Origin of the sequence: Kribbella pratensis, assembly GCF_004365355.1 — a bacterium.
Taxonomy (GTDB): Bacteria; Actinomycetota; Actinomycetes; order Propionibacteriales; family Kribbellaceae; genus Kribbella.
In genome coordinates, this window is the sequence record NZ_SODP01000001.1 from 2583070 (window position 1) to 2609102 (window position 26033).

A 26033-nucleotide genomic window follows, 5' to 3' on the forward strand; every position below is an offset into this window, starting at 1 on the left:
ACACCAGAGACTCATGCCGACTCTGCTGCCGTTTGCCTCCGCATCCGACACCGGCCGGATTCTCCGGGACATCCTCGTACCGGTTGTCGCCCAGGGACCGATCCTGCGCAGACCCCGTCTCGGCACGCTGGCGGAGAAGCTGCACACCGACGACCGGGCTCTGCGGTGTGTCCGGCGACTGCGACGCAAGTATGGCGACGGGCCGGTGCTGCTCCGGGTTCTCGGCCGCACCATCGGGATCGTCCTGGCCCCGGACGACGTCCACCGGCTGCTGGCGGAGACACCCCACCCGTTCGCCGCCGCGGCCGGTGAGAAGGTCGGCGCGCTGACACACTTCCAGCCGCACGCGGTCATCGTCACCAACGATCCGCTCAGGGCCGCGCGACGTGAGTTGAACGAGCAGGCGCTCGAGACCCACCGTCCCGTCCATCGCCACGGCCACCGGTTCGTCGAGGTGGTCCGTGAGGAACTCGACGGCCTGCACGCGACTCTTGGCTGGAACGACTTCCGCGCGATCTGGTCCCGCGTCGTACGCCGGATCGTTCTCGGCGACGCGGCGCGTCATGACGTGGAACTCACCGCCCAACTCGACCAGCTGCGCGCCGACGCGAACTGGGCTCAGCTCGGCCCGAACCGCGACGAACTCCGCATGCGCTTCCTGGCCGGAATCGCGCAGTACGTACGGGATGCCGAGCCCGGCAGCCTCGTCGAGGCACTCGACCGTCAGCCCGCGACGCTCGATCCAGCCGGTCAGGTGCCGCATTGGCTGTTCGCGTTCGACGCCGCTGGCATCGCCCTTTGGCGCCTCTTCGCTGTGCTCGGCACGCATCCGTCTTTGCTCGAGCCGATCGTGGCGGAGGCGCGTCACCCGGAGGCTTCGCCGTTGCTGGCCGTGGCCGGCGCCGCGGTCCAGGAGTCGCTGCGGCTCTGGCCGACGACGCTCGTCGTACTGCGGGAGTCGCGCGAGCCGACGCTGTGGCGGAATCGGATCGCCCCGGCCGGGACCGAGTTCGCGATCGTCAGCTCGGTGTTCCATCGAGACGACGAGGCAGTCGACTTCGCGAACGACTTCGAGCCCGCCGCGTGGCTGGACGGGAGGACCGACGGCTCGTGGCCGATCATCCCGTTCAGCGAGGGACCAGCCGGGTGCCCCGGCGAGAACGTCGTACTGCTCACCACGAGCACAGCGGTCAGCCGCGTCGCCACTCGGTACGACATCGACGTCGATCCCACCACCCGGGCCCGACTGAGCGGGCCCATGCCGGGCACGTTCAACCACGCGACCGTGCGGATCGGCTTCTGGCCGCGCTCCTGAAGTTTGGCGAGGGTCGCCGGCGGACACCGAGGGTGTACATCGCATGAGGAGGCAGTTATGAGTACGACTCCGCTACCACCAGTTCCCCCGCTGCCTGACCCGACCGGTCCGAATCCGGACGACGATCCAGACCTCACGTCGTACCCGGAACCGGACCCGGACGAGAACCCCGACGAGCAACTCCCCCAAGACAGCTGAGTCCCGGCCATGACGCTCCAGAGATATTGGGATTTCACGGGTCCGCCGGGCCGTTGATTTGCTGAGCATGCAGCAAGATGGTCGGCATGGAGCAGGAAATTCTGGATCTGGCGCAGGACCTGGCCGAGATCGGCCGGCTGGTGGACGACGACGACGTCTCCACGGTCCTGGAGCGGTTCGTCCGGCGCGTGGTGCTGAGCGTCCCCGAATGTGAGGAAGCATCGATCACCCAGCTGAAACAGGACAGGCCCGACATCCTCGCCCGCCACCACAAGACCGCGGCCCAGGTCGCCGAACCGTCCCGGGTCGCCCTGGCCGAGCAGCTCAGTGCGTCGAGCGGCCCGCTCCAGGAAACGCTGCTGTACGCCGAGCCTCGCCGCATCGGCGATCTGGCTTCGGACCACCGCTGGCCCGACTTCAACGCGGCGGCCATCAACGCCGGCTACCGCAGCTGCCTGTTCCTCCCGCTTCATGCCGCCGGTAGCGTTCCGGCGGCCTTCACCCTGTTCTCGGTCAAGCCGGAAGCGTTCGGCACAACGTCGTACGACGTCGTCCTGCTGTTCGCGCTGCATGCCGGCGTCGCGTTCGACAACATCACGCTCTACGACAACAGCATGCAACTGATCGAGCACCTACAGTCCGCGTTGCAGACTCGGACCGTGATCGGACAAGCACAGGGCATCTTGATGCACCGGTACGACATCAACTCCGACATCGCCTTCGACGTTCTCAAACGCGGCTCACAAGACATGAACGTGAAACTCAGACACCTCTGCCTCCAACTCGTCGACGCCCAGCACGCGGGCAAGCTCACCGAGGTCCTCCAGCACTACGGCCTCAGTCAGTGAGGCTGCGGACCAGGTGGGTGAGTAGAAGTGCGGCGCGGTCCGGCTCGTCGGCGATGGCGCCCAGCGCGTCGTAGGTGACGAACGACGTCACGGCGGTCACGCCGGCCAGGACGTCTGCGTCCGCTAAGGCAGGCGTGGACTCGGCCGCGAGCCGTCGTACCAGACTGTGCAGCTGCTTCCTGCGCCATTCCTCCCGTTGTTTCAGGATCGACGCGACGTCGTGGTCGACGGCGGCGAGGCCGAACAGTGTCCGGAGAAGCTCGCGTTCGGAGTGCCAGAACACGCAGGTCCGCTGCACGATCGCGGCGCAGGCGTCACCGGCGCTCAGGTGCTGCGTGTCCGTCAGGAGCTGGTCCATGCCGGCGCGGTCGACCAGGTCGGTCAGCACCGCGTCCAGGAGTCCGCGCTTCGATCGAACCTGGTTGTAGACCGTCACCCGGGTCACCCCGGCCCGGTTGGCAACAGCCTCGATCGTGAAGTGCTGCCAGTCACGCGTGGCCAGTAGTTCCCGGGCAGCGTCGATGATGCCGCGCCGGGTTGCCGCTGTCGTGGTGGCACGTCGACCGATGGTGCTCACTGCCGGATCCTTCCCTTGACACGCTGTATAGCGACTCACTATACAGGCTGTAAAGCGAGAGGAAGGTCAACGATGTCCGACAGAGGATTGCTGATCGAGTTCGGCGGGCTGCCCGGCACCGGCAAATCGACGCTCGCGCGTCTGCTCGCCCATGACACCAAGGCCGTCTGGCTACGCATCGACGAGATCGAGGGGGCGATGCGCCGCAACGGCCTGACTCCCGAGCAGACCGGTATTGCCGCGTACAGCGTGGCTCACGACGTAGCGACGAATCATCTGCAGCGTGGGCTGACGGTGATCGCGGACGCCGTCAATCCGGTCGCCGAAGCTCGTGACGGTTGGCGTCACCTGGCGGCGGATGTCGAGGCCGACCATGTCGTCGTCGAAACCGTGTGTCCCGACACCGCCGAGCACCGCCGCCGCGTCGAGACGCGAGGCAGCGATCTACCCGGCTGGACCTACCCCTCCTGGGACCAGGTGCACCAACTGATGACGGAGTACCAGCCCCGCACCGGCAACCACCTCGTCCTCGACACCACCCGCCCGGTCAACGACACGTACCAGGAGCTGACCGCGCACCTCACCCGACGTACGCCGTGAGCTGGTTGCTGCGCTGAGCGGTCGCGGCGTTTCTGAGAGTGACGGCTGGTTGTTTACCTTGCGCACATGTGGGGTGCTCGCAGTGTTGGGGTCGGCGCGGCCGTCGGCTCTCACGATTGGTCAGGCTCTGACGGTGCCGTCAGGGCCGGTCAATCCTGTGAGGAGGAATCGTGATACGGAAACGCATCGCGGCCGCGGTCGTGGCGGCGGCGGCCGTCGTCGCCTCGGCGGTGGTCGTCAACGGCCGACCGTCACCCGCGCAAGCGGCGGCGAGTGTGCCGGTCTTCGACCACATCGTGCTGGTGATGTTCGAGAACCACGCATACTCGCAGATCAGCGAGAGCTCCAGCGCCCCGACGTTCAACAGCCTGGCCGGGCAGGGCGCGAAGTTCACCCAGGCGTACGGCGTAACCCATCCCAGCGAACCCAACTACGCGGCGATCTTCTCCGGGTCGACGCAAGGCCTGACCAGCGACAGCTGCCCGCACACGTTCACGGGCGGGAACCTGGGCAAGCAGCTGATCGACGCCGGCAAGACCTTCAAGGGCTACTCCGAGAGCATGCCGTCGGACGGCTACACCGGCTGCTCGAGCGGCCAGTACCAGCGCAAGCACAACGGCTGGGTGAACTTCAGCAACGTGCCCGCGGCGAGCAACCTGCGGTACGCCGACTTCCCGGCCTCGACCAATTACGCGAGCCTGCCGACCGTGTCGTTCGTGACCCCGAACATGTGCAACGACATGCACGACTGCTCGGTCGGCACCGGTGACACCTGGCTGAAGAACAACCTGACTGCCTACGCCACGTGGGCCAAGACCCACAACAGCCTGCTGATCATAACCTTCGACGAGGACAACGGCGGCTCGTCCAACCACATCTTCACCGCGTTCGTCGGCGCGCACACGCAGGTCGGCACCTTCTCCAACCAGATCAACCATTACAACGTCCTCAGCACCATCGAGAGCTCCTACGGGCTGACGCATCTCAACTCGGCGGCAGCGGTTACCAACGTCTGGAACTAGCCGTCCCCCAAACTCGCGGCCATGCCATGACGTGCCATGACATGGTGTGGCCGCGAGTGCCAACCGCCCCGGAGGTGAGCGCTCGTGTACCTGTCCTCGATCGACCGTCCGCACGCCGCGAAGACGTCGCGCCGGCGTGCGCTGTTCCTGGTGAGCGGCAACGTCCTCGCGCTCGGCGCCGTCAGCCTGATCACCGACGTCTCCTCGGAGATGGTGACCGCGGTGCTGCCGGTGTACCTGATGATCGGCCTGCACCTGAGCCCGACCGTGTACGGCGTGGTCGACGGCACCTACACCGGCGCGACCGCCCTGTTGCGACTCGTCGGCGGCTACGTCGCCGACCGGGCTCACCGGCGCAAGTTGATCGCCGGTCTCGGCTACGGCTTGTCGGCCGTAGCCAAACTCGGCTTACTTGCCGCAGGCAACGCCGTCGGCGCGATCGGCGCGGTGATCGCGCTGGACCGAACCGGCAAAGGTCTCCGGACGGCGCCGCGCGACGCATTGATCACGCTGTCGACCCCGCCGCGGTTGTACGGCCGCGCCTTCGGCGTACATCGGATGATGGACACCATCGGAGCATTCGCCGGGCCGCTCGTCGCGCTCGGCATCCTGGCCGGCACCGCGCAGGCGTACGACGCGGTGTTCGTGGCCAGCTTCTGCATCGCGGCGTTCGGCGTACTCGTGCTGGTCCTGTTCGTGCGGGATCACCGCGACCAACAACCGCCGAAAGGCACGGTGGCTCCGTCGGCGCTGCGCGGCCTGCTGCGGATGGCACCGGTACGACGGATGGTGCTGGCGGCCTGCCTCGCCGGGATGGTCACGATCGGCGACGGCTTCGTCTACCTGCTGCTGCAACGGCGTGAGCAGCTCAGCATCGGCTGGTTCCCGTTGCTTGCCGTGGGCACCAATCTGTCCTATCTGCTGCTGGCCACGCCGCTGGGCGTACTCGCCGACAAGATCGGCCGGCAGAACGTGGTGATCGGCGGCTACCTCGCGCTGATGCTGGTGTATCTGCTGCTGTTCGGACCACTCGGCGGCCGGCCGCTGCTCGTCGTCGTACTGGGCCTGTACGGCCTGTTCTACGCGTCGACCGACGGGGTCCTGATCGCGCTGGCCGGACCAGTGCTTCCGAGCGGCGTCCGTACGACGGGGATCGCGCTGATCCAGACCGGCCAGGCTTTGTCGTATCTCGTGTCCTCGGTGTTGTTCGGGCTTGCCTGGACGACGTGGGGACCAGCGGCAGCCATCCGGATCGCCGCGGCGATGGTCGCGGTCGCCGTGCTGGCCGTCGCCCTGCTTCTGCGCGGCATCCCAGCGGAGCAGCCCGCATGAGGCGGCGGATCGTGCTCGCACTGGTCGGAGCGCTGGTGCTCGCGGCAGTCGCGATCGGGTACGCGGTACTCGCCGTATCGCGTCAGCCCAGCACGCCCGTCGCGGCGGCCAATTCGCTGAGCCTCACCGGCCCGCGGATCATGTTCCGCAGTACCGCACCGGACAGCAAGGGTCATCTGGCCTTCGTTTCCAAGGACGATCCGGGCGGGCCGCGATCGGTCTCCGCCCTGAGCTGCCTGCGGGTCTACGCGGCGGGTGGCACCGGGACGTGCCTGCGGCAGGACGGTGCGTTGACCACGTTCCAGATCGCGATCCTGGACAAGAACTTGAACGTGCAGAAGGCGATTCCGCTCGTCGGCGTACCGAACCGGACCCGGGTGTCCGGCGACGGCCGCCTGGTGGCGTGGACGGTGTTCGTGGCAGGCGACTCGTACAACCACGGGCGGTTCTCCACCCGCTCCGGGCTCATCGACCTGCGCAATCAGGACATGATCGACTCGCTCGAGTTCCTCCCGGTCACCCTCGACGGGCACCCGTACACCGCCCCGGACCTGAACTTCTGGGGCATCACGTTCGCCGCCGACGACAACCACTTCTACGCCACGATGTCCACTGCCGGACACCGCTACCTGGTGGAAGGTGACATCGCGGCCAAGTCGGTGCACACCATCGCCGAGAACGTGGAATGCCCGTCGTTGTCCCCCGACGGCAAACGCATCGCCTTCAAATCGGCGATCGACGGAGACCCGGCGAAGGGATGGCGGTTGACTGTCCTCGACCTTGCCTCAGGCACCCGCACCCCACTGGCCGAAACCCGCAGCGTCGACGACCAACCGGCCTGGCTGGACCCGAACACCATCGGGTACGCAGTTCCGCGCGGAACCGCCGACTCGGACATCTGGTCGGTCCCCGCCGACGGCTCAGGCACTCCCCGACTCCTCATCCCCCACGCTGAATCCCCCGCCGCCATCAGCTAACTGTCCGACGACGCGGCACAAACACCCACTGCGGCTGCTTAGAGTGGTGGGATGGTACTGCGGCTTGTGTTCGCGGATGACAATTTCCTGGTGCGTGAGGGGATTTCTGCACTCCTCACCGAAGCCGGTGAGATCGACCTGATCGAGACGGTCGTCGATCCGGCCGGTCTGCTCAGGGCCGTCGCCGAACACCGGCCCGACGCCGTCCTCACCGACATCCGGATGCCTCCGACGTTCACGACCGAAGGGATCGACGCGGCCAAGCGGATCCGGGCCGAGCATCCCACCACCGGTGTCGTCGTCCTGTCGCAGTACGTCGAGGAGGACTACGCGTTCGACCTGTTGTCGGACGGTGTGGCGGGACTCGGGTACCTGTTGAAGGAGCGGGTCTCCCAGCTCGACGATCTGGTGCGGGCCTTGTACGACGTGGCGCGGGGCGGCTCTGTGCTCGACCCCATCGTTGTCGAGCGCCTGCTCGCGCGGAAGGTGAAGGACGCACAGTCGCCGCTCCTGAGGCTCACCGGGCGAGAGCGCGAGGTGCTCCAGGAGATGGCGGCCGGGCGCAGTAACGCGGCCACCTCGAAGGCTTTGTTCATGAGTGAGCGCGCGGTCGAGAAACACGTCAGCGCGGTCTTCCAGAAGCTCGGTCTGGCCGACGAGTCCGACGTGAACCGCCGGGTGATGGCCGTACTGGCGTTCCTCGACGCCACCAGGTAGTCCAGGCAGTCCAGGTAGTCCAGATAGGTAGGGACAACCCCACCACGGCCGAGCGGTCAGCCCCATGCCCTGCCCCGCCTCTTTGCGTCACGCTGACTGCAAGGAGGTACGTCAGTGGTCGCAGTACGCGTGCTGGTCGTCGACGACCAGGAGCCCTTTCGGCGGGCGATCGCAGCCGTTGTGTCGGAGACCGACGGCTTCGTCGTTGTCGGGGCGAGCTCGTCGGGTGAGGAGTCGCTGCACGCCGTCGCCCGGCTCCGCCCGGATCTGGTGCTGATGGATGTGCGTCTGCCGGGAATCGACGGTATCGAGGCGAGTTGGCGGATCACCCAGGCCGAGAAGTCGCCGGTCGTCGTACTCCTGTCAACCTTGGACGCCGCCGACCTCGATCTCTCCGGCTGTGGGGCGGCCGGTTATCTGGCGAAGGCCGCCTTCGGTCCCGAGCAACTCGTCGCCACCTGGACAGCGGTCAGACCGGGATTTAGACCGGGATTTTGACCGGGATATTGACCGACAGCTGCAACGGATCATCGAGGTGCGGCGTTCCACCGACCGCCTCGATCCGATCGACGATGGACTGTACGTCGATGCCGCCGCGAGCAACTCCACGCACCCGGACCACCAGGTCCTCCCCCACGATCGCCAGTTCGATCCGGGCTGCGCTGGATCCTGCCCGCAGCGCTTCGACACAGCAGAAGTAGACCGCGGCTTCGACCCCGGCCGGGAACCGCCGATCCGCCGCCGGGTCGACCTGCAGGGCGGCGACCGTGCCGTTCCGGGCCAGGTGTGACCGCAGCGCGCGGGACAGCCCGGATCGTGCCAACTGAGTGGGAAAGACCCCGTGCGTCAGCTCACGCAACGACTCGAGCGCGGTGTTCGTCGACGCAACGAGCTGCTCGAGCTCGGCCGCCGCGGCGACGCCCGATCCGGCTACGTGGAGAGTGTTGAGACGCTCCGGGATCGGCGCGAGGTGGGACAGTACGTCGCGAGCGATCGCGGATTCCAGCCGCTGGCGGGTGGCGTCGTCGGCCGCGACCAGCCGTCTGCGTGACTCCGCGAGCGCGCCGGTCGTCGCGTCCAAAGCAACCACGTGTGCGGCCAGCTCCGACTCCATTGCCGCGTTGCGGAACGCAAGTGCGGTTTGGTCCGCCAGATCGCGGAGCAACTGTTCGTCCACCGGCCGTAGCCGGCGCCCCTTCGGCATCGTGACGCCGATGCTGCCGAGAGTCTCGTCGCCGTGCCCGACCGGCACCTCCCACTCAGGCGGGCCGTCGGACTCGCGGGGCCAGGACTTGGAGATCCACTCGGCGCCCGGCACCTGGAGGCCGGCCGTCGAGGATTGTGCGGACACCGCGCGCCCGGCAGCTTCCGCGACCCCTGACAACAGCGAGACCGGCGAAGGTGTCTCGGCCAGGCGCCGGCTGAAGTCGGACAATGCTTCGTACGGCAGCGCCCGTACTCCGTACGCAAGCCGATTGGCCAGCCGGACCACCCACCGGCGCAGCGGCTGGAATGCGAGCGCCACCAGTGCGGTGGCCAGCAGGGACACCCAGAATCCGCTGGTCCCCAGGTTCACCAGGCCCGCCACGGCCAGCACCAGTCCGGCGTACCCGATCCCGGCAAAGATGGTGCCTAAGGCAAGTACTACGGCCCGGTTGATGATCAGGTCGAGCTCGAACAGGCGATACCGCAGTACGGCGATCGCGAGCAGCAAGGGCAGACAGGGATAGGAGACGTACAGCGGGAGAGTCGCGAGCCAGGTCTGGTGCCCACCGTTGATCGTCTGGACGACAATCAGGTAGACGAAACTCAGCGCGATGAACGCGGCCGAGACGGCGATCAACCGCACTTGCTGCCGTTGCTCCCCCTGGCTGCGGCGCAACCGCACGACCGTGGACACCATGGCGACGACCAGGCCGCCGGCGATGAAGGGCAAGCCGACCACGGACAGCAGGCTGCCGACCGGGCCGAGGTTGTGATCGTCGACGTTGTACTCGCTCGGCGACAAGGTGAGCAGCATCCCGGCGTACGCGCCGTATCCCACCGCGCTGACGACCGCTGCGGCGCGCCAACGACGGGACAGCAGATGACCGTCCGGCGCGACGAGGAACACGATGGCCAATGCAGCGAGCGAGAGCTGCCCGCCGAGCAGGGAAGCGATCCAGCCGGCGATCCCGCCCAGGCTCCGCGGGCCAGGCCCGTCGGCAGTCACCACCCACACGCTGTAGGCCTCGGCCAGCAAGGAGATCGCGGAGGTGAAGCCGATCAGGCACAGCAGCCAGCCGATCGGATGCCGCGCCCACCGGGCCACGATCAACGCTCCCATCGCCGCGCAGCCGATGACCGCGATGCTGACGAACGGGACACCGTGCACGGCGACGGCCTCCTCGGACAGCAACGGGCGGTACACCGACGTCACCCCGAGATCCGCCGCGGCCAGCACCACGGTGAGTGCTGCCAGTACCCAGGCCAGGCGCCGGTGCATGTCAATCTCCCTGCCGGCGCACACCTGGCAGCCTGGCGGCGACCAGCGTGCCGTGCGAGGGCGCGGTCGCGATCGTCAGGGTTCCACCGGCCGACTCGACCCGATCACGCATATTGACCAGCCCTGCACCCGCACGCACCGCGTCGAGCTCGAATCCGGAACCGTCGTCCTCGACGGTCACCTCCAGGACTCCGGGACCGCCCTTGAGGCCGAGGTGGGCGGCCTTCGCCGACGAATGCTTGGCAGAGTTCTGCAAGGCCTCCAACGCACAGAAGTACGCCGCGGCCTCGACGCCGGCCGGATAGCGGCCGAGGTCGGCAACGATGAGCTCGACCGGGAGCGGGCTGCGGGCGATCGCCGTACGAAGCGCTGCTTCCAGTCCCTCGTCGACGAGCAGGCTCGGATAGATTCCGCGGGACAGGTTGGTGATCGTCTCGATGGTGACGATCGCCGCCTGACACTGCGCCCGGACGAGCCGATCCGCGCGTTCGGGTGCTTTGCCGGCCAGGGTTCGGGCGAGGCTCAAGTTCACCGCGAGGGCAACCAGGTGCTGTTGCGCGCCGTCGTGGATATCGCGCTCCAGCCGTTGCCGCTCGGCGTCCTGGGCATCGACGAGTCGCTGCCGCGACCTCCGCAGTTCGGCCGCCAACCTGGACAACTCCGCGATCCGGTGCACGAGCTCGGCCCGGAGCCGCACGCCGCGGAACACGAGTCCGGCCTGGTCCGCGAGGCCTGCGAACAGCCTCTCCTCGACCGGTGTGAGCGGGACATTCTCGTGTTCCTGGACGGCCAGCACACCGAGCAGCTCCCCGGCCTGGCGCACCGCCAGCTCACGTCGGCCGGACCGGTCGCCGGCTGCGGGCGGTCCGTCACCGTCAGGCCAGGTCGCCGCGAGCCTCAACCGACCGTCGACCATCAGCCACACCTGCGCGGAACGTGCACCGGTGCCTTCGGCGAGGATCTCGGCCATCCGCACCGGCAGGTCGTCACGTCCGCCGGCCACCGCAGGCGAGAACCGCTTCAAGACGTCGTACGGCGATTGCCGTCCGCCGTGCACCACCCGCGACATGACGACCTCGAGGCGTGACTGCACGCGGCCGAACGCCAACGCCACGACGGCGGTGGCCAGCACGGACAGGCCTACGTGCGGGGACGACGTACGGCCGATCAGAAGCCCGCCGCCGAGCACGATGACGACGTACACCAGCACCACGAACACCACGAGCCCGCCCAGCACCAGCAGGCCGACGAAGCGTTCACGGCCCGTCAGCCATCGCCCCCTCACCCTCACCTCTGCAGTCTGCTCCCCCATCCGCCGAGATGGGAGTACCCGAACCCTGCGGGGTGGGTTATCCGCACGATCGCCCGCTCCACCGCTGCGGCCAGCCCCCGTCCGGAGTGCGCCCAGCCCGATGGGAGCAGACAGCTGAAACGCCTTTGCTGGTAGCACGGCCGCTCGTTCCGGGGAGGCCACTCCAGCACAGGGGGTCTCACCTATGTCTGCCACCACCATCGCTCCGACCACGTCCGCGGCCCGGGCCGAAGGCGTCAGCAAGTTCTACGGCACCGGGGACGCGACCGTGATCGCGCTCAAGGACGTTCATGTCTCACTGCAGGCCGGCCAGTTCACCGCGATCATGGGCCCTTCCGGGTCGGGCAAGTCGACGCTGCTGCACATGCTCGCCGGTCTCGACCGCCCGACGTCGGGCGAGGTCTTCCTCGGCGACACCCGGATCAGCTCGCTCAACGACAAAGCCCTCACGCTCCTGCGTCGCGACCAGATCGGATTCATCTTCCAGTCGTTCAACCTGCTGCCGACCATGACCGCGGCCGAGAACATCGTGCTGCCGATCCGCATCGCCGGCCGCAAGCCCGACCAGGCCTGGGTGCAGTCGATCGTCGACAAACTCGGCCTGGCCGACCGGCTGTCGCACCGCCCCACCGAACTGTCCGGTGGACAGCAGCAGCGGGTGGCGGCCGCCCGCGCCCTCGCCTCGCGCCCGCAGATCGTCTTCGCCGACGAGCCCACCGGCGCTTTGGACTCAGCCTCCGGCACCGAGCTGCTCACCTTCCTGCGCAAGGCAGTCAAGGAACTCGGCCAGACCGTCGTCATGGTCACCCACGACCCGACCGCGGCCAGCTATGCCGACCGGGTCCTGTTCCTGGCCGACGGCCACGTCGTCGACGAGATGTTCGAACCGACGGCCGACGCCGTCCTCGACTTCATGAAGCACCTGGGAGCGTGATCCATGTTCACCGCAACGCTGCGCGGGATGCTCGCACACAAGGTGCGGCTCGTCCTGACTATCGCCTCGATCGCACTCGGGGTCGCGTTCCTGGCCGGCACGCTGGTGCTCACCGACACCATGCGCGTGGCCTTCGACCAACTGTTCGGCAAGGTCTCCGCCGGTACGTCGGCGGTCGTCCGGACCGAGGCCGCGTACAGCCAGAGTGAGGGCATCAGCACCAGCCGGGCTCCGATCCCGGCCGCCGTCCTCAAGCAGGTCAGCGCGGTGGACGGTGTCCGCGCCGCCGAAGGCTCCGTCAGCGGGTACGCACTGCTCACCGACAACAGCGGCAAGGCCGTGCTGACCAGCGGCGGAGCGCCGACGATGGGGTACAGCCTGGCGGCCGATCCTGCACTGCGCGGCGACGTCAAGCTCCTCAGCGGCAACGCCCCGACCGGACCGCACCAAGTCGCCATCGACGCCACCAGCGCCGAGGAACACCACATCGCAGTCGGTTCGACCATCAAGGTGCTGTTCCAGGGCCCGGCCCAGGACTTCACTGTGGTCGGGACCGTCGGTTTCGGCAAGGAGAAGAACCTCGGCGGCACCACCGGCGCCTACTTCGACTCCAGCACGGCCCAGCGGGTGCTCGGAGCGCCCGGGTACTTCGACGCGATCAACGTCAGCGCGAACACCGGCGTACAGCCGACCGAGCTCGTGCAGCGGATCAACGCCGTACTTCCGGACGGCGCCGAGGCCGTCACCGGTGCGACCGTGGTGAAGGAATCCACCGACGCCATCAACAAGGACCTCAAGATCGTCGGGATCCTGTTCCTGGCGTTCGCCGGGATCGCCTTGTTCGTCGGCGCCTTCATCATCTGGAACACCTTCACGATGACGATCACCCAGCGGTCCCGGGAGATCGCGTTGCTGCGGGCCATCGGCGCCACCCGGCGTCAGGTGAACCAGAGCCTGATCATCGAGGCTCTGCTGCTGGGATTCCTCGCTTCCGCGGTCGGGATTGCCCTCGGTCTGTTGGTTGCCAAGGGCCTCAACCTGCTCATGGACGCGGTCGGCTTCGCCCTGCCCAGTACGACGATGCAGGTCCAGCCGCGCACGATCGTGGTGTCACTTCTGGTCGGCACCTTGGTGACAGTCGTCGCCGCACTCGTACCGGCGTACCGGGCCACGAAGGTGCTGCCGGTCGAGGCGCTGCGCGAAGCAGTGCCCGGCTCCGGCAACCCGTCGACCAAGCGCGTCATCGCCGGTGTGTTCGTGACCGGACTCGGTCTGGCCGGACTGTTCACCACCCTGTACGCCGATCTGAGCATGAGGCTGTTCGGCCCCAGCCTGCTCGCGATCATCGTCGGTGTCCTGATGCTGCTGCCGGCCGCGGCGCGTCCGCTCGCGTCGTTGATCGGCGTACCGCTGCGGCTGCGTGGTCTGCCCGGCGAGCTGGCCCGGCAGAACGCGATGCGCAACCCTCGCCGTACGTCGTCCACCGCCGCGGCCCTCATGGTCGGCCTGACCCTGGTCGTCAGCATGGGCGTGTTCGCCTCGTCGCTGAAGGCCTCGTTCACGGACATCGTCGGAGACTCGACGAATGCCGAGCTGTTCGTGACGCCCTCGAGCAAGCAGGCGCCCGGCTTCAGCCCCGAGGTGATCAAGGTCGTCGAGGGCGTGTCCGGGGTCGACGCGGTCTCGGCCAGCGGCTACGGCCAGGCCCGGTTCAACGGCAAGGATACGAGCTACTCGGCCGTCGACCCGGCGACAGCGTCAGCAGGCTTGAACCTGCGGCTGTCGTCCGGCTCGGTCTCAGACCTCGGCACCAACGGCGTCGTCGTCGCCAAGACTGCCGCCACGACGCACGGCTGGAAGATCGGCACCGTCATCCCCAGCGAGTTCGCACAGACGGGGAAGCGCAACTTCCGGGTCGTCGGGATCTACGACAGCAAGGGCTGGATCAGCGACGACTACGTGATCAGCATCGCCGCACAGACGGCGGCTGCCGGCCGGCAACTGACGGCCTCCGGGCTGGTCACGCTCGTGGACGGCGCCGACAAGTCAACGGTGCAGCGCGCCATCACCGACGCTCTGGCCGGCCACCCCGACGCCAAAGTCCTCGACCGGAAGGGATTCGAGAAGGAGGCGAGCGGTTTCATCGACCAGCTGCTCACCTTCGTCACCGTGATGCTGTTGCTGGCGGTCGTGATCGCGCTGCTGGGCATCGTCAACACACTGGTGCTGTCGGTGTACGAGCGGACCCGCGAACTCGGGCTGCTCCGGGCCGTGGGCATGACGCGGGCTCAGGTACGGGCGATGGTCCGCTGGGAGTCCGTGGTCATCTCGCTGATCGGCGCACTCGCCGGAGCCGCCCTCGGCATCGGGCTCGGCCTCGGACTCTCGCAGGCGCTCGCGGATGAAGGCATCAAGTCCGTCTCGGTGCCAGCCATCCAAGTGACCCTGTACGTCGTGCTCGCCGCCGTCGCCGGTGTGCTCGCGGCCGTCGGCCCGGCACGATCCGCCGCGAAGGTCGACGTCCTCAAGGCGGTGGTGGCCGACTGAACCTCCGCTGTGCCCGATCTGTCCTCACTGGTTTTCTTACTCCTTGCAAGGTTGCCCGGCATGACCGGATTGGCACGACCTACCACGGCCACAGAACCGAACTACTCACAGTCGTCACTCGCGCGGATGGCCGGCCCGCTCGCCGTTGCCGCCGGCCTGCTGATGATCGTCGTCGAACTCGCGATCCTGCCCATCGTCGATGTTCACGATCACGTCGGAACGTCGACCAACCTCGTCTACCGGATCAGCGGCGTCGTGTACTTCGTCGCCTTCTGCCTGCTCGTGCTCGTCGCGGTCGCGGCGTACGCACGGCAAGCACACAAAGCCGGCCGATTCGGCCTGGTCGGAATGATCGCGGCCGTGGTCGGCACCATGTGGCTCGGCGGCGACCTGTGGTTCGAGTCGTTCTACGTCACCTACATCGTCGATCATGCACCTCAGGTCCTGGAGCTCGACCCGGGCGGCATGATCGTGATCGGCGCCATCTCCAGCTATCTGCTCTTCGCGGCCGGCTGGGCCCTGTTCGGCATCGCGAGCCTCCGCGCCGGTGTGTTCCCGCGGGCGATCTCGGTGGCCATCGTGATCGGCGGCCTGCTCGGCTTCCAGGCGTTGTTGCCGCCGTGGGGCATCGGGCTCGGGCTGGCGATGGTCTGGCTCGGCGTCTGGCTGATCAAGACACCGGCACGATCCCAGGCGATCGCATGACCACCCCGGTCCAGGCGCCACCCACCGTTCGCGAGTGGAGTGGGTGGCGCACGGTGCTTGTCGTCCTGGGCAGCTTGTTGATCATCCTCGGCGTCGGAGCTGTCGTCGGCGGCGGAGCCGGGCTCTGGTTCCATCAGCAGCGGGACAACGCCGGGTACTACACGGCGGGACCCGAGCGGTTCACCACGGATACAGCCGCGCTGTCGGTTCCGTCGCTGGACGTGAACGTCGGCGGTACCGAAGCCTTCTCGGCCGAGAACATGCTTGGACGCGCGCGGATCCGGATCGAGTCCGTGAACTCCGGGACACCGCTGTTCATCGGCATCGGTCCGGCGGACGAGGTCGCGAAGTACCTGAACGGAGTCGGCCACGACGAGCTCTCCGACATCGACACCTCACCGTTCAAGGCGACGTACACGTCCCGTCCGGGCGGCGCGCCGACCTCGTTGCCGGGATCGCACTCGTTCTGGGTGGCTTCGGACAGCGGCACCGGAGCGCGCACGCTTGACCAGAAGGTTGCTGACGGCAACTGGACGGTCCTGATCATGAACGCCGACGGATCGCTCGGCATCGACGCGAACATCAGCGCGGGTGCGACGTTGCCCGCCGTACTGCCCATCTCCGTCATCGCCCTCGTCGCAGGCGGCATTCTGGTGCTCGCGGGGATCGCCCTCGTCGTCCTGCCCATCACAACCCGACGAACCGTGACTCGATGAACAGACGACGGACGCCCCTGGCGACAGCCACGGCCTTGCTGACCGGGCTGATCGCCGGGGTTTGCCCCAGTGCAGCGGGGAGCCCGGTGCGACACCTGTTGTCGTTGCCCAGCCCGACCGGCCCGTACGCCGTCGGCGTGCACGCGACGTCTGTCTCGGATCCGTCCCGCATCGACGAGCAGACGGACCGTCCGCGCCGGCTTCCGACGGCACGCTGATCGTCGGCGAAGATGCCGACACCAGACCGGTCGACGAACGGCTGCTGGACGCCGAACTCTTACTCGCCCGGGTGTCACGCCTGGTCCCTCAAGCCGGTCAGCACCCGCGCATCGCCATGTTCGGCCACTCACGGGGCGGCGCCACCACGGCGCAGGTCATGTTCAAACATCCGGAGGTAGTCGCAGGCGTCGACCTCGACGGCAGCCTCCGTGGCGAGGTGGTGACCGGCGGCCTGGACCAGCCGTTCGGGCTGATGCTCGGGCGCGAGTTCCCCCTCGACGATCCGAGGCTGATGGAGTTCTTGTCGAACCTGCGCGGACCGCATCCGCTGACGCAACTCGACGTAGAGCACTACGGCTACACGGACTGGGTCGTCTTCAACCCCGAAGCCACGCGAGCCGACCCCACCCTAGGAGCCCAACTGGAGACCTCCTACCAAACGGGAACCGCCGACGACCTCCAAGCAGGCAGATCAGCCCTCTCGACCCAACGAAAGTTCCTCACCCACTTCATGGACCACTACCTGTCCCACCTCGGGCGGTAGCCCCTGGGAAACTGCAGCCATGAGGGTGTTGCTGCGGGTCAAGCCGGGGGCTTCGCGGACTGCCGTTGGTGGGCGGTACGAGGGTGTGGGTGGGGTGGCTCTGGTGGTGGCGGTGGGAGCTCGGGCGATTGAGGGGCGAGCTACCAAGGCGGTGCTGGTGGCGGTGGCAGAGGCGTTCGGCGTACGACGGTCGGCCGTGAGCCTTGTCAGTGGTGCGACGAGCCGGGACAAGGTGGTGGACGTCGAGGGTGAGGACCGCGAGATTCGGGAGCGGCTCGAACGGCTTCTCGGCTGAAGGGTGTGTAACAGTTGGGGGCTATGGAGACTGAGACGTCGCCGGATGGCGTGGTGACCAAGACGCCCGTGGGCTCGGTGGCGGAGGTGGCGGCGAAGTTCCGGGCGATCCTCGATGCCAAGGGGATCATGGTGTTTGCCGTGATCGATCAGGCGGCTGCAGCTCAGACGGTCGGGTTGACCCTGCGGGACACCGTCCTCATCGTCTTCGGCAACCCGGCGGCGGGCACCCCGGTGATGGCAGCCGCGCCGCTGGCCGGCCTGGATCTCCCGCTGAAGGTACTGATCTGGGACGACGCAGGAATTACTCGGATCAGCTACTACTCCCCCGCCACCATCGCCGAGCGCCACAACCTCGAGCCCGCCACAGCCGCCGGCCTCTCTGCAATCGACGCCCTGACGGACGCCGTCCTCAAGACCTGACCCGTCACCCAGATCCAAACCCGATGAGTGACGATTCCGTAGCGGACGACCGAGTGTTGCCGTACACCCGGGCTCTCTCGTTGTGCATCGTGCCGTTCCTGGTCGCCGGGTTCGTGATCCTGTATCTGTTCCCGCAGCACACGGCCCGCCTGTGGGCCTGGCCGCTACATCCGGCGATGACCTCGGCGGTGCTCGCGTCGGCGTACCTCGGCGGCGCCCACTTCTTCGTCCGGGCCGCCCTCGAGCGGCGCTGGCATGTCCTCTCCCCCGGCCTGTTGGCGGTCACGCTGTTCGCCGGACTCCTCGGCCTGGCGACTGTCTTGCAGTGGAGCAAGTTCATACACGACAACCCGGCGTTCTGGATCTGGTCGGCCCTCTACTTAGTCACGCCGTTCCTGGTGTTGGCCGCCTGGTTGGCGAATCGCAGGTACGCCGATGCTCCGCGCGACGACGTGGTCCCGCCGGGCGTACGTCGTACCGTCGCGACTGTCGGCGTACTCGCCGTGATCCAGGGAGCGGCGATGTTCCTGTCGCCCTCGACCTTTCTGCAGCGGTGGCCGTGGGCACTCACCCCGTTGTCATGCCGGACGCTGGCGGCGGTGTTCTGTCTCGGTGTCGCCGGAGTCGCGTTCTGGCGCGATGCGCGTTGGTCCACGTTGCGGCGGATGCTCGGCGTCGAGTTGGTGATGGTCGGTGCGATCCTGCTCGGCACGCTCCGGTTCCGTCGGGAACTCGATCCCTCGAAGCCGCTCGGGTGGGTTCTGCTGGTCGGCTTCGTGCTGCTGTTCGTGGCTTCGATTGTTGTACTCGTGGCGAAGCGTGGGGTGTCAGGCCAGGATCGGGAGGAGGGCGAGGATCGGGGCTCCGAGGGTGCCCAGGAACTGGGCCAGTATGCGGATGGGCGTGACGAGGGAGGATCCGGCTGAGGCGAGGGAGCCTGCGGCGAGGAGGAGGCGGGTCAGGCGTTCGAGCCTCGGGGCGATCCGGGCGCGGTCCGGCTTCGGCTGGCGGAGACCGGACTCGACGTCGCCGAGTTCCTTCTCCGCGGCGACAGACGTCGCCGGGTCGAGCCGCGCGGCCGTGACGCCGGCCCGCAGCTGAGCGAACGCCTGCCAGGCCTGCTCCGGCGTCACGACGACGCCGGTCTGGCCGCCGGTGATGTGCTGATCGCGGCCGACGTTGTTGATGTTGGCGGCGTTCTGATTACCGATGTTGAAAGTCATCGCGATTCATCTCATCAGCTGGGGTGGCGGCAGGTCCCGGTCGACCCGGCGGCGGCGCGAGGTGGCGACGATGTGCAGCACGATCCCGGCGATGATCAGCAGCATGCCGACCACGTTCACCAAGCCGCCGACGGCGAAGATCAGGAAGCCGCTGAAGTCGTCCGTGGTGGGCATCGACGCGGACGAGAAGTTCACGATCTGCCCGAAGTACTTGTACCAACCGACCACGGCGATCCCGAGCCCGACCACGAACACCAGGACGCCGACCCAGATCAGCCCGCGCGCCCTCGTCCTGGTCGCGGCGATCTCGCGGAAGAAGTTCTCCCGCTGCTGCTGGATGAAATGCTGGACGTACTGGTCCCGCCCGACGTTGTTGATCGTGTCCGCCCGCTGCTCGCCGACGTCGTACCGGACCGCCGTCCGCCCGCCCTCGCCGGCGCTGTAGCGAAGCTGGAGGTCGGCCAGCCGGACCCGATCGCCCGGGTACAACCGGCGCGGCACCGTGACCGCCTCACCGTTGACGAACGTGCCGCCGGCCGAGCCCAGATCCTCGACGTAGTCCGCGCCGCCCCGCTGCCAGAGCGCGGCATGCGTCCGGCTCATGTACGGGTCCTCGAACTGCACGTCGCAGTTCGGCAGCCGGCCCACCGTCAGGTGCGCACCGGTCAGGTTGATCCGTTGCCCTTCGTGCGACCCCGTCTCGACCACGAGGTACGGCGTACTCGATCCATCGCTCATCGTCCCCTGCGGCGCGCGCGGGCACCTCGCACCTCGGCACCGCATCCCCCACAATCAGCAAACCACTCCCCCTGAACCACGACAAGATGCAAGGCTCGCGGCCTGGATCAGGTGCGTTCGTGGACGACCGCAACCGGGACGGTCGCGTGATGGAGTACGCCGCGAGCGACCGAGCCGAGCATCAAGGTGGTCGCCCGGTGGTGGCGCCCGCCGATGACGAGGAGCTGGGCGGCAGGCGACTCGGCGGTGTCGAGCAAGGCCTCGACGGGGTGGCCTTCGATCAGTGTCCGCTCCACGTGGACGTCCGGGTGCTTGTGCTGCAGTGGCTCGGCGACAGCGTCGAGCAGTTCGCCGGCCAGCCTCTGCTGGTGGTCGCGTAGGTCGGGGATCGCCGCGAGATCCAAGGTGTCCCGTGCCGCGACGTCCCACGCATGCACCATCCGCAACGGCGCATGATGCAGATCCGCCATCTCGAATGCGAAGGCCAGCGCGCCGTCGTTCTGCTCGTGTGCGTCCACGCCCACAACGATCGGAGCGCCGCCCGGGCGTCCTTGCCAGCCGGCCGGTACGACGACGACCGGGCCCTGACCGTGATAGGCGATGTACTCCGACGTGGACCCGAGAAGCAGTCGAGCGAACCCGCCCGCGCCGCGCCGGCCGACCACGGTCAGCTCCGCCTCCGCGCTGAGCTCGGCCAACCGCCGGCTCGGTGCGCCGACGAGCACATCGGTCCCCAGGTCGAGCGCGGGATCTGCTGCGGCGACGTACGACGAGAGCTCATCGAGGACGCGCTGGTCGGCCGCCGGGACCGGGTCCGGGATGATCACCTCGCCGTCGATCTTCACCGGCGCGACGTCCGCATGCCGTCGTCGCTCGTCCACCACGTGCACCGCACGGAGGGGCATCCGCCGCAGTATCGCCTCGTGCAGCGCCCAGTCGACCGCCCCGGAACGCCGCCAGGCGGTGTCTGCTCCCACGACTATCTCGTTCGCGACCACGATCAGCTCCACGGCTCGTCCCGGTTACCACCTCCCAGGACACCCCATCAGCCGCATCCGTTCCAGAGCCCGGCAACAAGTGGACCGGGAGCCTCAGAGGACGTAGAAGCCGGTGACGATGGTCGGGAGGAGGCCGACGACGAGCCAGACGGATTTCAGCGAGCGCTGGAAGATGGCGAGGATGCCGGCAGCGGTGAGAACTCCGATGACGCCGGACATCAGCCACAGACCGACGCCCCGTCCGTACTCCTTCTCCGCCACACCGATGCTGTAGACGGCCAGCGTGATCGCCGGGACGCTGCCGACGTGGAAGAGGATGACCGAGGCGACCCAACGCTGGACGGTCTCGATCTTCATGGGTTTCGGTGTTCTGCGGCGCACAACGAGCTCCTACATCCTGAGGCGCCCACTAAGCGCCTCTCACGCCTTCCATAGTACACGAACGATTAGTGCGCAAACTATGTGGCGTTGGCCTCTTTGGCGGCCGCGATCACCCGGGTCAGCTCCTGATGGAGATGCTGCAGCTCGGACACCTCCATGCCCAGCCGGCTCACGATCGCCGCCGGGATCTTCTCGGCCTCCTTGCGCAGCCGCCAGCCCGCCGGGGTCAGCGTGACCGCGAGCGACCGCTCGTCGGTGCGAGCCCGCGGGCGCTCGACGTACCCACTCGCTTCCAGGCGCTTGAGCAGCGGCGACAGGGTGGCAGGCTCCAACTGCAGCAGCCTGCTCAGCTCCTTCACCGACAGCGGCGCGTGCTGCCACAGCGCCAGCATCACCAGATACTGCGGGTGGGTCAGCCCCATCGGCTCGAGCAGCGGCCGGTACACCGCGATCACAGTGCGCGAGGCCACGGCCAGCGCGAAGCACACCTGATTCTCCAGCTCCAGCGGATCGATATCGCCGAAGTCACTCACCGGGACCTCCATCAAACGTCGTCCCGTCTAGGCTACCGCACCACACTAATCATTAGTGCGATAACCATTCTCAACCTGCGAGGGGGTTGCCCTGCGCGGTTGGTGAAGGGGTGTTCGTCGGCGGGGTGCTCGAAGGCGTTTTGGATGGCGTGGGTGACGGCGAGGTCGACGGAGTGCTCCGAGTGGAGACGCTCGGGGTCGGGCTGCTCGACGGCGGAGTGTCGGACGGCGTCGGGCTGGTCGAGGGCGTATTGGTCGGGGTCGCGCTCGGTGTGGGGGTCGGTGATTGTGAGGTGGTTCGGGGCGGCGTCGACTGGCTCGGCTTGGTCGGCTCGGTCTGGGTCGGGGCAGTCGTCGTGGATGACGGCGTGGTCGGCTGCGACGTCGGCGTACTGCTGGTCACGCCTTGTGGTGGGACGACGTCGGTCGTCGGCGGTTTCGTCCCGTTGTCGTTGAGCAGAACCACGGCCAGAACGGCGCCCGCCGTCGCCAGCAGCGCGATCGCGCCGGCTATCAACGTCATCCGTCGATCGCGCTGTGCCTGGAGCGAAGCGGCGGAGCCGGCTGGAACGGGACCAACGGGAACGGCTGCAGCGGGCTCGGCGACCGGAACAGGAAGGGGCATGGGAGCCGTGGCGGCGACCGGCGTGGTGGCACTCAGGGCGCCGGCCTCGATCTCGGCGGCGGTCGGACGGTCGGCCGGGTCCTTGGCGAGCATCTGGAGCAGGACCTGCTCGAACGTGCCGGCGAGCTCGGGCCGCTCGAGGCTCGGCGGAGTCGGATCGGCGTCGACGTGCTGGTACAGGATCGCGGTCGGATGTTCCCCGGCGAACGGCGGCCGGCCGGTGACCAGTTGGTAGAGCACACACCCCAGCGCGTAGATGTCAGCCGGCTTGCCGCCGTGGCCGCCCTGTGCACGCTCGGGCGCGAGGTACTGCGCGCTGCCGATGATCTGACCGGTCCCCGTCAGCGTGCTCGCACCCTCACCCGGCAGGTGAGCGATGCCGAAGTCCGCGACCTTGACGGTCCCGTCGGTCGAGATCAGCAGGTTGCTCGGCTTCACGTCACGATGGACGACGTCTTCCCGGTGCGCCGCGGCCAGTCCCGCGGCGCTCTGCTCGATGATCTCGATCGCGCGTTCCTTCGACAGCGGACCGTGCTCGGCGAGCTCGTCGGCGACCGACCCGCCCTCGACCAGCTCCATCACCAGGAAGAACCCGTCGTCGTGCTGACCGAAGTCGTACACGGCCACGACATGCCCGTCGTTCAGGCGCGCGGCCGCGCGCGCCTCGCGGTGGAACCGTTCGGCAGCGCGTGGATCACGGTCGGACCGCAGCAGCAACTTGACCGCGACCTCGCGCCCCAACTGCTCGTCCGTACCACGAAAGACCTCGCCCATGCCGCCTCGGCCCAGGGAGGAACCCAATCTGTACCGCTTCGCTACAAACACCCTGTCCCCCGTACCCGCGACCCCGGCACGGTAACCGGTGTATCAAGAGTCTCGTCGTGACAAATAACCGCCTTCAGGATGTCAAACGACGCAAGGTCCCGGGACTCAAGGGGTGGCGACGTCGAGCGGGTTGGCGGCGATGCGGGTGGCGAGGCCGGTCTGGATTGCGCGGGCAGCGGAGCTGTTGGCCTTGCGGTCGGCCTGGGCCTGGAAGCAGGTGAGGAACTCGGTGGACAACCCGTGCCTCGGGAAGTCCCGGAGTACTTCGGCGCGGAACGCGGGACTGAAGTCGTCGACGCCCTTGCCCACGATGTCCAGCGCGGCCGCTCGCGAGATCAAATGACCTTCGGGATCGGCGGTCACGTCCACGTCGGGGACCATATGCCGCACGATCACCTCGCCGAGGCGTTCGCGGCGCTCGCTCGGCCAGCCGGCGCCGGCGGCGAAGACCCGGGCGACATGGCCGCCCGCCTCCTCGAACGAGACGGTGTGGCTGTCGAACTCCGGCACCAGCGCGATGTCGTGGAACATCGCGGCCGCGAACAGCAGCTCGGCGTCGTACTGGATGCCATGCTGCTCGCCGTACGCGGCCGCCCACAGGTAGACGCGTCGCGAGTGGCTCAGCAAGGCGCTGGACAGGTAGTCGGTGGCCACCTCCAACGCAGCCGCCGAGGCAGTCGTGGCCGGAATCGCAAGGTTTTTCGTACTGATCATGTTTCGACAGTACGGCGCGAAAGGCCCCCATCGTTGGTCCAATCCGACACCATGAGTGTGGGCCACTGTCGGCACCGGCACACTAGGGTCGTGCCATCGAAGGACAGAGCGCCCCGGACCCGGCCGGCCTGGCATCGCCGCTTGTGGTCCGCAGTGTCGTTGGTCATCCTGTTCGCTGTCGTCGAGTACGTCGTACTCCCGAAACTCGCCCTCGCGCGGGAGTCGCTGCACCGCGTCTCGGAGCTCAACCTTGCCTGGCTGATCCTCGCCGTGGCGCTCGAAGCGGGCAGCCTGGTGTGCTATTCGCTCTTCAGCCGAGCCCTCCTCGGCAAGGACCAACTCCCGTTCTCCTGGATCCTGCGCTCCGACCTGACCGGGTACGGCGTGAGCCACGTCGTACCAGGAGGTGCCGCAACCGCGACCGCGCTGCGTTTCCGGCTGCTTGTCATGGGCGGTGCACAACCGACGAACGTGACGGCGACGGTCACGGCGGAGGCGATCGGTTCCCCGCTCGCACTGGTGCTGCTCGCCTGGCTGACGTCGATCCCCGCGGTATTCCTGCGCGAGGCGTCCACGGCGTACCTCATCGGGTTCCTGATCGGTCTGGTCGTCCTGATCTCCGCCTTCCTCGCCGACCGCGGGCGATCCAGCATCGAACATCTCGCGGCACGACTGCTGCGAGCGGTCCTGGGACGGCTCCCCCAGCGGGTCAGGCCGTGGATCTCCACCGTCGCCCGCCGGCTGCGTGATGTCGTCGCCGACCCCGAAGTACGCAAAGCGTTCCTGATCTGGGCGACGCTGAACTGGCTCCTCGACGCCGCCGTCCTCTGGACATTTCTCGCCGCCTTCGGTGAGCGGGTCCACCCGATCGTGGTCCTGATCGCGTACTGCGCCGCGAACCTGGCCGCCGTCGTACCGCTCACCCCCGGCGGCATCGGCGTCGTCGAGGGCATCGCGGTCTCGTCGCTGATCGGCTTCGGCGTCGACGGCCAGGCCGCCCTCCTCGCCGTACTGTCCTGGCGCCTGCTCCAGTTCTGGGCGCCGGTGCCGCTGGCCGGCCTCTGCTACTTGAGCCTCCGGGCCCAAGGCGCGCTGATGCCGGCAAAACAGACGTAGAGGCTACTTTGCTGCGCCCCGGAGGGTCGCCTGCTGCTGAGCCTTCAGGGCCAGCCGCATCGTCTCGAAGGTGTGTTCTTGCGGAGCGGCCGACGTCGTGCGTTCCCGTACGTCGCGAACCAGGTCGGCGTAGTACGTCGTCTCGACGGTCGAGCAGTCGATGTACTGCGTGCCTTCCTGGTTGACCAGGAACAGGTGGTCGCCGCCGTCGCGGCCGGCGATGTCGACGTACTTGCGGAGCTCGATGTAGCCGTCGGTGCCGAGGATCATCAGGCGGCCGTCGCCCCACGTGGGCAGGCCGGCCGGGGTGTACCAGTCGACCCGGATGTAGCCCTGCGCGTTCTCGCTGCGGAGCAGGATCTCACCGAAGTCCTGCAGGCCCGGCTCGTCCGGGTTGGCGAAGTTCCCGACCGTGCTCGCGACGACCTCGGCCGTGCGCGCGCCGGTGAACCAGAGGAACTGGTCGATCTGGTGCGAGGCGATATCGGTCAGGATGCCGCCGTACCGGCTCTTGTCGTAGAACCAGTCCGGGCGACCGGCGCCGCCGCCGAGGTGGCCGCGGTCGCCGATGCGGTGCGGCCCGATGCCGATGGTCTGTACGACGGTCCCGATCTTGCCCTCGCGGACCAGTTCACCGGCCTTGATCACGCTGGGCACCTCGAACCGCTCCGAGAATGTCACCGACCAGAACCGCCCGCTCCGGTCGACCGCCTTCTCGATCTCCTCCAACTGCTCGAGACTCACGCAGCCGGGCTTGTCGGTCACGACGTCTTTGCCGGCCAGCAACGCCGTCACGGCGATCGGCCCGCGTCGATCCGGTACGGCGGCGGTCACGATCAGGTCGATCCCGTCGCGGCCGAGCAACTCGTCCGGGCTCTCGGCCACCGGAACGTCCGGATACCGCTCGCGGACCCGGGTCGCGATCGCCGCAGCCGGGTCGTCGGTCGCCATCCCGACGAACTCCGCGCCGGCCGCGATCAGGCCTGCGATCTGACCGAAGATGTGCGCGTGGTCGAGCCCAACAGCGGCGAACCTGACAGCTTGCGTGGAAGTCACCCGTACTCCTCGATACTCGGCAGCACCTGAACTCCACTCACCCTATGCCAATCCGGCAA

30 protein-coding genes are annotated in these 26033 nt (G+C 67.8%); 19 read left to right on the forward strand and 11 right to left on the reverse strand.

All coding sequences use genetic code 11. From position 1 onward, the window contains the following. The first annotated feature begins 13 nt into the window (after positions 1–13). The 3 genes from EV653_RS12230 (at position 14) to EV653_RS12235 (ending at position 2361) form a co-directional block, all read left to right on the forward strand. On the forward strand, positions 14–1315 hold the full coding sequence (locus EV653_RS12230) for a cytochrome P450 (protein WP_134101699.1): 1302 nt from the start codon (positions 14–16) through the stop codon (positions 1313–1315). 57 nt (positions 1316–1372) lie between these two features. Further along, positions 1373–1513: a hypothetical protein gene (locus tag EV653_RS41095; RefSeq protein WP_166679371.1), complete on the forward strand. Its 141-nt coding sequence runs from the start codon at positions 1373–1375 to the stop codon at positions 1511–1513. 86 nt (positions 1514–1599) lie between these two features. Continuing rightward, positions 1600–2361 (forward strand): GAF and ANTAR domain-containing protein, encoded by a 762-nt coding sequence (locus EV653_RS12235; protein WP_202871565.1) that lies wholly within the window; start codon positions 1600–1602, stop codon positions 2359–2361. Here EV653_RS12235 and EV653_RS12240 read toward each other — a convergent pair. Continuing rightward, a complete protein-coding gene (locus tag EV653_RS12240) occupies positions 2351–2938 on the reverse strand; it encodes a TetR/AcrR family transcriptional regulator (protein WP_166679372.1) in 588 nt (195 codons plus the stop codon). The two genes, EV653_RS12235 and EV653_RS12240, sit on opposite strands and share 11 nt — an antisense overlap. A 72-nt stretch (positions 2939–3010) precedes the next feature. Here EV653_RS12240 and EV653_RS12245 point away from each other — a divergent pair, with 72 nt between their 5' ends. From EV653_RS12245 to EV653_RS12270, 6 genes are all read left to right on the forward strand, one after another. Further along, positions 3011–3538, forward strand: a complete 528-nt coding sequence (locus tag EV653_RS12245) for an AAA family ATPase (RefSeq protein ID WP_202871566.1) — start codon at positions 3011–3013, stop codon at positions 3536–3538. Positions 3539–3708: 170 nt separating this feature from the next. Further along, positions 3709–4560: an alkaline phosphatase family protein gene (locus tag EV653_RS12250; RefSeq protein WP_238159686.1), complete on the forward strand. Its 852-nt coding sequence runs from the start codon at positions 3709–3711 to the stop codon at positions 4558–4560. 84 nt (positions 4561–4644) lie between these two features. Then, positions 4645–5892 (forward strand): MFS transporter, encoded by a 1248-nt coding sequence (locus EV653_RS12255; RefSeq protein ID WP_134101709.1) that lies wholly within the window; start codon positions 4645–4647, stop codon positions 5890–5892. After that, positions 5889–6869 (forward strand): PD40 domain-containing protein, encoded by a 981-nt coding sequence (locus EV653_RS12260; protein ID WP_134101712.1) that lies wholly within the window; start codon positions 5889–5891, stop codon positions 6867–6869. The genes EV653_RS12255 and EV653_RS12260 overlap by 4 nt, the downstream gene beginning before the upstream one ends. 51 nt (positions 6870–6920) lie before the next feature. Continuing rightward, on the forward strand, positions 6921–7586 hold the full coding sequence (locus EV653_RS12265) for a response regulator transcription factor (RefSeq protein ID WP_134101715.1): 666 nt from the start codon (positions 6921–6923) through the stop codon (positions 7584–7586). Positions 7587–7700: 114 nt separating this feature from the next. Then, entirely contained in the window at positions 7701–8084 is a 384-nt protein-coding gene (locus EV653_RS12270) for a response regulator (protein WP_202871567.1), read from the forward strand. Here EV653_RS12270 and EV653_RS12275 read toward each other — a convergent pair. Together EV653_RS12275 and EV653_RS12280 are read right to left on the reverse strand one after the other, a co-directional pair. Beyond that, positions 8068–10071 (reverse strand): hypothetical protein, encoded by a 2004-nt coding sequence (locus EV653_RS12275; protein WP_134101721.1) that lies wholly within the window; start codon positions 10069–10071, stop codon positions 8068–8070. The genes EV653_RS12270 and EV653_RS12275 overlap by 17 nt on opposite strands. 1 nt (position 10072) lies before the next feature. Then, positions 10073–11362 carry a GAF domain-containing sensor histidine kinase gene (locus EV653_RS12280; protein ID WP_166679373.1) on the reverse strand — a complete coding sequence of 430 codons (1290 nt, stop codon included), beginning with the start codon at positions 11360–11362 and terminating at the stop codon, positions 10073–10075. Positions 11363–11567: 205 nt separating this feature from the next. Here EV653_RS12280 and EV653_RS12285 point away from each other — a divergent pair, with 205 nt between their 5' ends. The 9 genes from EV653_RS12285 (at position 11568) to EV653_RS12325 (ending at position 18691) form a co-directional block, all read left to right on the forward strand. Continuing rightward, on the forward strand, positions 11568–12317 hold the full coding sequence (locus tag EV653_RS12285) for an ABC transporter ATP-binding protein (RefSeq protein WP_134101726.1): 750 nt from the start codon (positions 11568–11570) through the stop codon (positions 12315–12317). A 3-nt stretch (positions 12318–12320) separates the two neighbouring features. Beyond that, on the forward strand, positions 12321–14864 hold the full coding sequence (locus EV653_RS12290) for an ABC transporter permease (RefSeq protein WP_134101729.1): 2544 nt from the start codon (positions 12321–12323) through the stop codon (positions 14862–14864). Positions 14865–14924: 60 nt separating this feature from the next. Next, positions 14925–15569: a hypothetical protein gene (locus EV653_RS12295; protein ID WP_134101732.1), complete on the forward strand. Its 645-nt coding sequence runs from the start codon at positions 14925–14927 to the stop codon at positions 15567–15569. Next, positions 15566–16285 carry a hypothetical protein gene (locus EV653_RS12300; protein WP_134101735.1) on the forward strand — a complete coding sequence of 240 codons (720 nt, stop codon included), beginning with the start codon at positions 15566–15568 and terminating at the stop codon, positions 16283–16285. Before EV653_RS12295 ends, EV653_RS12300 begins: the two co-directional genes overlap by 4 nt. Beyond that, entirely contained in the window at positions 16282–16503 is a 222-nt protein-coding gene (locus EV653_RS41655) for a hypothetical protein (protein WP_202871568.1), read from the forward strand. The genes EV653_RS12300 and EV653_RS41655 overlap by 4 nt, the downstream gene beginning before the upstream one ends. 158 nt (positions 16504–16661) lie before the next feature. Then, a complete protein-coding gene (locus tag EV653_RS12310; RefSeq protein WP_134101739.1) occupies positions 16662–17048 on the forward strand; it encodes a hypothetical protein in 387 nt (128 codons plus the stop codon). A gap of 19 nt (positions 17049–17067) precedes the next feature. Next, the gene (locus EV653_RS12315; protein ID WP_134101741.1) at positions 17068–17343 is read left to right on the forward strand and encodes a DUF167 domain-containing protein; all 276 of its coding nucleotides are present in this window, start codon (positions 17068–17070) and stop codon (positions 17341–17343) included. Between the two features lie 23 nt (positions 17344–17366). Continuing rightward, on the forward strand, positions 17367–17765 hold the full coding sequence (locus EV653_RS12320; RefSeq protein ID WP_134101744.1) for a DUF302 domain-containing protein: 399 nt from the start codon (positions 17367–17369) through the stop codon (positions 17763–17765). Between the two features lie 23 nt (positions 17766–17788). Next, on the forward strand, positions 17789–18691 hold the full coding sequence (locus EV653_RS12325) for a hypothetical protein (RefSeq protein ID WP_134101747.1): 903 nt from the start codon (positions 17789–17791) through the stop codon (positions 18689–18691). On the opposite strand, the gene EV653_RS12330 is transcribed toward EV653_RS12325, so the two are convergent. From EV653_RS12330 to EV653_RS12360, 7 genes are all read right to left on the reverse strand, one after another. Then, the gene (locus EV653_RS12330; protein WP_134101750.1) at positions 18593–18988 is read right to left on the reverse strand and encodes a hypothetical protein; all 396 of its coding nucleotides are present in this window, start codon (positions 18986–18988) and stop codon (positions 18593–18595) included. The two genes, EV653_RS12325 and EV653_RS12330, sit on opposite strands and share 99 nt — an antisense overlap. A 6-nt stretch (positions 18989–18994) precedes the next feature. Further along, a complete protein-coding gene (locus tag EV653_RS12335) occupies positions 18995–19726 on the reverse strand; it encodes an FHA domain-containing protein (protein WP_166679374.1) in 732 nt (243 codons plus the stop codon). A gap of 107 nt (positions 19727–19833) precedes the next feature. Next, a complete protein-coding gene (locus EV653_RS12340; RefSeq protein WP_134101756.1) occupies positions 19834–20736 on the reverse strand; it encodes a universal stress protein in 903 nt (300 codons plus the stop codon). A gap of 81 nt (positions 20737–20817) precedes the next feature. Next, a complete protein-coding gene (locus EV653_RS12345; protein ID WP_134101760.1) occupies positions 20818–21081 on the reverse strand; it encodes a hypothetical protein in 264 nt (87 codons plus the stop codon). A 101-nt stretch (positions 21082–21182) separates the two neighbouring features. Next, positions 21183–21638, reverse strand: a complete 456-nt coding sequence (locus EV653_RS12350) for a MarR family winged helix-turn-helix transcriptional regulator (protein WP_134101763.1) — start codon at positions 21636–21638, stop codon at positions 21183–21185. A gap of 70 nt (positions 21639–21708) precedes the next feature. Beyond that, entirely contained in the window at positions 21709–23088 is a 1380-nt protein-coding gene (locus EV653_RS12355; RefSeq protein WP_134101766.1) for a protein kinase domain-containing protein, read from the reverse strand. Positions 23089–23193: 105 nt separating this feature from the next. Continuing rightward, positions 23194–23802: an HD domain-containing protein gene (locus tag EV653_RS12360; protein WP_202871570.1), complete on the reverse strand. Its 609-nt coding sequence runs from the start codon at positions 23800–23802 to the stop codon at positions 23194–23196. Positions 23803–23892: 90 nt separating this feature from the next. On the opposite strand from EV653_RS12360, the gene EV653_RS12365 reads away from it, so the two are divergent. Next, on the forward strand, positions 23893–24918 hold the full coding sequence (locus EV653_RS12365; RefSeq protein WP_166679375.1) for a lysylphosphatidylglycerol synthase transmembrane domain-containing protein: 1026 nt from the start codon (positions 23893–23895) through the stop codon (positions 24916–24918). A 3-nt stretch (positions 24919–24921) separates the two neighbouring features. On the opposite strand, the gene EV653_RS12370 is transcribed toward EV653_RS12365, so the two are convergent. Continuing rightward, positions 24922–25974, reverse strand: a complete 1053-nt coding sequence (locus EV653_RS12370) for a Gfo/Idh/MocA family protein (protein ID WP_134101771.1) — start codon at positions 25972–25974, stop codon at positions 24922–24924. Positions 25975–26033 lie beyond the last annotated feature (59 nt).